Raw genomic sequence first — 8,223 nt, forward strand, 5'->3', positions numbered from 1 at the left:
GGCAGGCCCGCGCCCCCCGTTATCATCGGGAGCACACCCCGCTTCACCCCGCTTCACCGCCGAAAGGCTGCTCGTGGCTCCCGTGGCTCCCACCCCGTCCGAGACCGCTCCGGACACCGTCCTCGTCGTCGACTTCGGCGCGCAGTACGCCCAGCTCATCGCGCGCCGGGTGCGCGAGGCACGGGTCTACAGCGAGATCGTCCCCTCGACCATGCCGGTCGCCGAGATGCTCGCCAAGCGGCCGAAGGCGATCATCCTCTCCGGCGGCCCCTCGTCCGTGTACGCGCAGGGCGCCCCGTCGATCGACCGCGCGCTGTTCGAGGCGGGCGTGCCGGTGCTGGGGATCTGCTACGGCTTCCAGCTGATGGCGCGCACCCTGGGCGGCACGGTTGACAACACCGGCAGCCGGGAGTACGGGCGCACGGGGCTGACCGTCTCGCGGCCGTCCTCCACGCTCTTCGAGGGCACCCCGGCCGAGCAGCAGGTGTGGATGTCGCACGGCGACGCCTGCTCGGCGGCGCCGGAGGGCTTCACGGTCACGGCGTCCACCGACATGGTGCCGGTGGCGGCGTTCGAGGACGACGTGCGGCGGCTCTACGGCGTGCAGCACCACCCCGAGGTGATGCACTCCACGTTCGGCCAGCAGGAGCTGGAGCACTTCCTCTACCGCGGCGCCGGGATCGCCCCGTCCTGGACGACGGCGAGCATCGTGGACGAGCAGGTGGAGGCCATCCGCGCCCAGGTCGGCGGCCGACGGGCGATCTGCGCGCTGTCCGGCGGCGTCGACTCGGCGGTGGCGGGCGCCCTGGTGCAGAAGGCCATCGGCGACCGGCTCACCTGCGTCTATGTGGACCACGGGCTGATGCGCAAGGGCGAGACGGAGCAGGTCGAGAAGGACTTCGTGACGGCGACGGGCGTCAGGCTCCGCGTCGTGGACGCCTCCGACCGCTTCCTGGACGCGCTGGCCGGGGTGTCCGACCCGGAGCAGAAGCGGAAGATCATCGGCCGGGAGTTCATCCGGGTCTTCGAGCAGGCCCAGGCCGAGATCGTGGCCGAGGCCCCGAGCGACGAGCCGGTGGCGTTCCTGGTGCAGGGCACGCTCTACCCGGACGTCGTCGAGTCCGGCGGCGGCACCGGCACGGCCAACATCAAGTCGCACCACAACGTGGGCGGGCTCCCCGAGGACATCGAGTTCGAGCTGATCGAGCCGCTGCGCAAGCTGTTCAAGGACGAGGTCCGGATGGTCGGCACCGAGCTGGGCCTGCCGGACGAGATCGTGCAGCGCCAGCCGTTCCCCGGACCCGGGCTCGGCATCCGGATCGTCGGCGCCGTCACCCGCGAGCGCCTCGACCTGCTGCGCGAGGCCGACGCGATCGCCCGCGAGGAGCTGTCGGCGGCCGGGCTCGACCGGGACATCTGGCAGTGCCCGGTGGTGCTGCTCGCGGACGTCCGCAGCGTCGGCGTCCAGGGCGACGCGCGTACCTACGGGCACCCGGTGGTGCTGCGGCCCGTCTCGTCCGAGGACGCGATGACGGCGGACTGGTCCCGGCTGCCGTACGACGTGCTGGCCCGGATCTCGACCCGCATCACCAACGAGGTGGCGGAGGTCAACCGCGTCACCCTGGACGTCACCAGCAAGCCGCCGGGGACCATCGAGTGGGAGTGAGCCCCGGCCCCGGCGGCCCGGGTCACTGACCCACGCGGCCGTCGACGCACTCGCGCAGCAGGTCGGCGTGGCCGCAGTGCCGGGCGTACTCCTCGACCATGTGCACCAGCAGCTCCCGGACCGCGATCCCGTTCCGCCCCACGCGCTCGCCCAGGTCCGGGTGGCCGGCCAGCGCGGCGTCGGTCGCGGCCTGCGCGCGCGTCAGGGCCGCGTACGCGGCGTCGACCTCGGAGGGCTCGGCGACGGCCCCGTCGAAGTCCCCGTCGGGCTCGCCGTACAGCGACGGCAGCGGTTCGCCTTCGCTGATCCAGTTGAGCCAGTCCCGTTCCGTCTCGGCGAGGTGGCGCAGCAGGCCCAGCAGTGACAGCGTCGACGGCGGGATCGGCCGCCGCGCCAGCTCCTCGGCGTCCAGGCCCTCGCACTTCATCCGCAGCGTCATGCGGTAGCCCGTCAGGAAGTCCCGCAGCGTGGCGAGTTCTCCGTCCGGGCTGGGGCCGTCGGTGTTGCGGGGGTCGTCGTCCGGGTCCACCCACATGTCGGGGTGGACGGTGGCCTGGCTCCATCGCGCGGGCTGCTCGGTCATGCCCGCCATCGTCGTCCGTACGGGTCGAAGACCGCCAGTTGTTTACGGGGCCACCCCGCTCCGCCCGGCCCGAAAAGTTTTCAGCGGACACGGCCCGTTGTTCCGGATGCGAACCGCGCCCAGGATCTGACTTGTGCGCGTCAAGGCAGGCCGTCGATACGCGGAGGTGTCGGGATGAGCGGGCAGGAAGGCGCAGGTCGTAGCGGGCCCCGGCGAAGAGTCGTACTCGGGGCTGGGGCGGGCGCCCTCGGGCTCGGCGGCCCGGGAGGTTTCGGCAATCTTCCGGTAGCGGCTGCCCGGGACGGGGCGCCACGGCGTACGGACTTCGGGGCGTACATCTCGTTCACACCGCGCGGGGGCGCGTTCCCCCTCGTACGGAACGCGGCTGCCGCCCCCGTCGCCGTCGACGCCGCCGACCACCCCGGCGTGCGCCGCGCCGCCGCCGACCTGTGTGCCGACATCGAACGCGTGACCGGTGTGCGGCCCGAGCTCCGCCGGGCCGCCGAGGGGCGGGTGCCCGGCGCGGCGCGCGAGGTCGTCCTCGTCGGCACCCTGGGGCGCAGCCCGCTCATCGACCGCCTGGTCGACAGCGGCGCGCTGGACCCCACCGGCGTCGCGGGCCGCTGGGAGACCTCGCTCCAGGCCGTCGTCGAGCGGCCGATGCCCGGGATCGACCGCGCGTTCGTCGTCGCCGGGAGCGATCCGCGGGGCGCCGTCTACGCCGCGTACGACGTGAGTTACGGCATCGGCGTATCCCCCTGGTACTGGTGGGACGACGTGCCGCCGGTGCGGCGGAGGGCGCTGTACGCCCTGCCGGGGCGGCACACCCAGGGCACCCCCGCCGTGAAGTACCGCGGCATCTTCATCAACGACGAGAACCCCGCCCTGGGCACCTGGGCCCCCGAGTACTTCGGACCGGGAAAGGCCGAGGGGCACCCGGGCGGGTTCAACGCCGACTTCTACGCCCGGGTGTTCGAGGTGATGCTGCGGCTGCGGGCCAACTACCTCTGGCCCGCCGTATGGGGGCGCGCGTTCGCCGAGGACGACCCGGACAACCACGCCCGCGCCCAGGAGTACGGCATCGTGCTCGGCACGTCGCACGAGGCGCCCATGATGCGCGGCATCGAGGAGTGGAACCGGCACGCCGTGCCCCCCGAGCGGGACGACGACGGGAACGTCGTCACCCCCGGCAGCGACCCGTACGGCGGCACCGGCGAGTGGTCGTTCCGCCGCAACGCCGACGCGATCAAGGCGTACTGGCGCGACGGCGTCCGCCGCATGGCCGAGCAGGGCTTCGAGGGCGTGGTCACCCTCGGCATGCGCGGAAACGGCGACGTCAGCCTGCCCGACGGCGACGGCATCGAGCTGATGCGGGAGATCATCACCACCCAGCGGACCATCCTCGCCGAGGAGACCGGGAAGGACCCGGCGGACATCCCGCAGGTGTGGACGCTCTACAAGGAGGTCCAGCGCTACTGGGAGCGCGGGCTGCGCGCCCCCGACGACGTCACCGTCGTGCTGTGCGACGACAACTGGGGCAACATCCGGATGCACCCCGACCCCGGCGAACCCGCGCGCGCCGGCGGCTACGGCCTCTACTACCACTTCGACTACGTCGGCCTCGGCCGCAACTACAAGTGGGTGGACACCGCGTCGCTGCCGAACGTCTGGGACCAGCTGCGGCAGGCCCACGCCTTTGGCAACCGCACGCTGTGGGTGGCCAACGTCGGCGACCTCAAGGGCAACGAGCTGCCCACCCAGTTCTTCCTCGACTACGCCTGGAACCCGGGCCGCTGGGACGCCGCCGACCTCCCGGAGTGGGAACGCCGCTACGCGGCCCAGCACTTCGGCGAGGCACAGGCCCGGTCCATCGCCGCCGTCCTCGCCGAGTACGCCCGGCTCCAGTCGCTGCGCAAGCCGGAGCTGCTCAACCGGCGCATCACGCTGGACCCCGACAAGGACCCGGCCACCGATCCGGACGCCGTCGTGTACGACGACGAGGCGACGCCGTTCTCCCTCGACCACCACCGCGAACTCGAACACGTCACCGAGCGCTGGCGGAAGCTGGCCGCACGCGCCGAGCGGATCGCCCACCGGCTGCCCGGCTCCGCACAGGACGCCTGGTTTCAACTCGTCGGCTACGCGGTGACCGCCACCGCCAACGTCTACGCGCTCCGCGAGGCGGAGTTCACCAATCTGCGCTACGCCGGGCAGGGCCGCTGGGCCACCAACCAGCGCGCCGCGCGCGCCGAGGAGGGACTGGAGCGGGACTTCGCACTCGCCGACCGCTTCAACTCCCGGGTGGCGGGCGGCAAATGGAAGGGCTTCCAGACCCAGCCGCACATCGGCTACGGCGACGTCGAGCGCTACGGGCCCAACGCGCCCTGGCAGCAGCCCGAGCGGGACCACGTGGCGCTGCCCGACGAGATCTACCCCGCCGTACGCCGCATCGAGGTCCCCGGCAGCGCCGCGCTCGGCGTGGCCGTCGCGGGCTCCGGCACACACTGGCCCGGCAGCGCCGGGGCGCCCGAGCTGCCGCCCCTGAGCCGGTACGGCACGGACCCCGCCCCGTATATCGAGGTCTTCAACCGGGGCCGGAACCCCTTCGACTACCGCGTCGAGACCTCGGAGCCCTGGCTGCGCGTCGACCGTCCCCGGGGCCGGGTCACCCGGCAGCGGCGGCTCACGGTGCGGGTGGACTGGCGTACGGCCCCGTCCGGCACCGGCCGCGCCGAGCTCGTCGTCCACGGCCCCGGCACAGAGCGCGTCACCGTGGCCGCCGTCGCCGAGAACCCGGATGTGCGGGGGCTGCGCGGCTTCGTCGAGGCGGGCGGCTATATCGCGATCGACGCCGAGCACGCCGACCGGATGGTGGGCGGGGACGGCGTGAGCTGGCAGCGGGTGGCTGACCTGGGCCGGGGCGGCACGGCCGGCGTCACCCCGGCACCGGTCACCGCCGCGTCCCGGCGTCCGGGCGGCTCCTCGCCCCGCCTCGACTACACGGTGAGCGTGCTCACCGAGGGGCGCGCGACCCTCTGGGTGTACCTCTCCCCGCGCAACCCCGCGCTGGCGCACGACCATGGGCTGCGCTACGCCGTCTCCTTCGACGACGACCCCCCGCACACGGTGGACATCATCGCGGCCGGCGGCGCCGACGACGGCGAGATGAACCGCCCCTGGGCCCGCAACACCTCCGACAACGTCAACCGCACCGCCACCCGCCACACCCTCTCCCCGGGCGTGCACCGGCTGACGTTCTGGATGGTCGACCCGACGGTGGTCCTCCAGCGCCTCCTGATCGACACCGGCGGTCTTCCGGACACCTACCTCGGCCCGCCGGAGAGCCGGCGACTGCGATGACTGCGTGGCGTAGTCGGGCCAACTCGTAGCGTAGGATGCGGAGTTGGTGGCGCACCTCGTGCGCCTCCTCTTCCGAGAGGGCTCTGCCGTCGGACCCCCCGCCCAGGGGGCCCGAAGGGGGCCTCCTCCGGAGCGGCCACCGGTCCATGGCCGCGTCGCTGGAAGAGGAGGCGCCAATGGGGCGTCATCGAAAGACGGAGCGAACTGTGCGGGCCCGTGCCCGCGCCGCTGCCGAGCTGGCAGCCCTCGGGCTGCTGATCGGCACCGGCGCAGCACTGGCGAAGTGGGCGGTTACCCGCCTGCTGAACCGTACGGAGCGGCCCACTACCCCCACACCCGGTGGGGATAGGGAGCTGTAGCTCCGGGGAGCCCTCGTTCGACTGGTGGACTCAGTCGGCGGGGGCTTTCTTGCGTGGGTCAATCTACCCCGCCAGGGCGCCGGTACACAGCCGTGCACCCGAACGGGGGAGTGGGAGTGGGCGGGGGCTCACACCAGGCGGCGGGCCGTCGCCCAGCGCGTCAGCTCGTGGCGGTTGGAGAGCTGGAGCTTGCGGAGGACCGCGGAGACATGGGACTCGACCGTCTTGACGGAGATGAAGAGCTGCTTGGCCACTTCCTTGTAGGCGTAGCCGCGGGCGATCAGGCGGAGCACCTCGCGCTCGCGCTGGGTGAGCCGGTCCAGGTCCTCGTCGACCGGCGGGGCGTCCGTGGAGGCGAAGGCGTCCAGCACGAAGCCCGCCAGGCGCGGGGAGAAGACCGCGTCGCCGTCCGAGACGCGGAAGATCGCCCCGACGAGATCGCTGCCGGTGATCGTCTTGGTGACATAGCCACGCGCGCCGCCGCGGATGACGCCGATGACGTCCTCCGCCGCGTCCGACACGGACAGCGCCAGGAAGCGGACCGGGCTGTCGGCGTCGGCCATCAGCGGGGCGCTGCGGCGCAGCACCTCCACTCCGCCGCCGCCGGGGAGGTGGACGTCCAGCAGGACGACCTCGGGGCGGGTGGCCTCGATGACCGTGATCGCCTGGTCGACGTCGCCCGCCTCGCCGACGACCTCGACGCCCGTCTCGTCCGTACGCCCTATCTCGGCCTGCACGCCCGCGCGGAACATCCGGTGGTCGTCCACCAGGACCACGCGGACCCGGCGCTGCTCAGGGGCCTGCGCGGCCTGTTCGTTGGGTGTCTCCGTCACGACTCCGCCGCCCTCTCCATCTCCAGCTCTACCTCCGTGCCCTCGCCCGGCGCGGTGCGCAGCCGGGCGGTGCCGCCGTTGCGCTGCATCCGGCCGATGATGGACTCACGCACGCCCATCCGGTCCTCGGGCACCGCGTCCAGGTCGAAGCCCGGTCCGCGATCGCGGACCGATATGAAGACCGTACGCCCCTCGACCTCCGCGAAGACCTGCACGGCGCCGCCCTCGCCACCGTACTTGGCCGCGTTCACCATCGCCTCACGGGCCGCCTGGACCTGGGCGCCGAGCCCCTCGTCCAGGGGGCAGTCGCCGACGATGACGACCTCCACCGGGACGCCGTGGTAGTCCTCCACCTCGGCTGCCGCGGCGCGGACGGCGTCGGCCAGGGTGCCGGGCTGCTGGTCCTCCTCGGTGCCGTCCTGGCCGCCCTGGGTCCCCTTGCCGTCCGGCTTGTACAGCCAGGCGCGCAGCTCGCGCTCCTGGGCGCGGGCCAGCCTGGCGACCTCGCGCGGATGCTCGGCGTTGCGCTGGATCAGGGTGAGCGTATGCAGCACGGAGTCATGGACATGGGCGGCGACTTCGGCGCGCTCCTGGGCGCGGATGCGCATCGTCCGCTCCTCGGAGAGGTCCTGCATCATCCGTACGAGATAGGGGCCGGCCATCAGCGCTATGCCGACCAGCACGGCCATCGCGGCCTGGAGGACCGAACCCAGGTGCCGCACCGAGCTCTGCACCACGACGATGCCGGTGACGCCCGCCGCGACCAGCGCCACCCCGGCCGCGCTGCGCGCGATCGGGATCAGCCGGCGGCGCCGGGTGACCTCCGCCCAGTGCGCCCGGCGGGCGTTGTCCGCCTGCCGCCAGACCAGCGCGACGCCCGCGCCGACCAGCAGCACCGGCCACAGATAGGTGTTCGCCGTGCCGAACTGGAGATTGTCCGCGATGATGCCCAGGGTGGCGAGCAGCACGATGATCGCCGCGAGCTGCCCCTTGTCGGGCTTGCGGACGAACCGACGCCGCTTGCCGTCCGGGCCGGTGGCCACCCCGGTGGCGAACGGGAATCTGCCGCGGCCCTCGCTCACGCCGCCGGTGCCCAGCGGCACCACGAACCAGAACGCGGCGTACAGCAGCACCCCGAGTCCGTTCGCCGTGCTCAGCGCCAGGAACACCACCCGCACCCAGGAGACCGGCAGCCCCAGGTGCCCCGCGAGTCCGCGTGCGACGCCACCGAGCAGCCGGCCGTCGGCACTGCGGTACAGCTTCCGCAGGGGCTGCTCGTCGGCGGGGGCCTCGGTCGCGGCGGCGGTCGGCGGGGCGGTGGTCATGCCTCGATCGTCACATGCCGCGGGCGCCCGGACATCAGGGTTGTGCCCTGATCGCGTCTCGGGGGCCGCCCGGGGGCCGCGGAGGGGATCTCAGGGG

Annotated in this window: 5 protein-coding genes; 2 read left to right on the plus strand and 3 right to left on the minus strand. The window is 73.0% G+C overall.

Annotated elements, in window-relative coordinates; all coding sequences use genetic code 11:
• Nucleotides 1-82: 82 nt before the first annotated feature.
• A complete protein-coding gene (gene guaA / locus G5C65_RS26155; RefSeq protein WP_165301397.1) occupies nt 83-1,666 on the plus strand; it encodes a glutamine-hydrolyzing GMP synthase in 1,584 nt (527 codons plus the stop codon).
• Between the two features lie 22 nt (nt 1,667-1,688).
• Here the strand turns inward: guaA and G5C65_RS26160 are convergent, their stop codons facing one another.
• Nucleotides 1,689-2,249 (minus strand): mycothiol transferase, encoded by a 561-nt coding sequence (locus tag G5C65_RS26160; protein ID WP_165301398.1) that lies wholly within the window; start codon nt 2,247-2,249, stop codon nt 1,689-1,691.
• Nucleotides 2,250-2,423: 174 nt separating this feature from the next.
• Between G5C65_RS26160 and G5C65_RS26165 the strand changes: the two genes are divergently transcribed.
• Nucleotides 2,424-5,609, plus strand: a complete 3,186-nt coding sequence (locus G5C65_RS26165) for a glycosyl hydrolase 115 family protein (RefSeq protein WP_165301399.1) — start codon at nt 2,424-2,426, stop codon at nt 5,607-5,609.
• A gap of 487 nt (nt 5,610-6,096) precedes the next feature.
• Here G5C65_RS26165 and G5C65_RS26170 read toward each other — a convergent pair whose 3' ends face one another.
• Together G5C65_RS26170 and G5C65_RS26175 are read right to left on the minus strand one after the other, a co-directional pair.
• Nucleotides 6,097-6,801, minus strand: coding sequence for a LuxR C-terminal-related transcriptional regulator (locus G5C65_RS26170; protein ID WP_165301400.1), 705 nt, complete (start codon nt 6,799-6,801; stop codon nt 6,097-6,099).
• Nucleotides 6,798-8,126, minus strand: coding sequence for a PspC domain-containing protein (locus G5C65_RS26175; RefSeq protein ID WP_165301401.1), 1,329 nt, complete (start codon nt 8,124-8,126; stop codon nt 6,798-6,800). Before G5C65_RS26175 ends, G5C65_RS26170 begins: the two co-directional genes overlap by 4 nt.
• Nucleotides 8,127-8,223: the final 97 nt, after the last annotated feature.

Source organism: Streptomyces boncukensis, assembly GCF_011045075.1.
GTDB classification, from domain to species: domain Bacteria; phylum Actinomycetota; class Actinomycetes; order Streptomycetales; family Streptomycetaceae; genus Streptomyces; species Streptomyces boncukensis.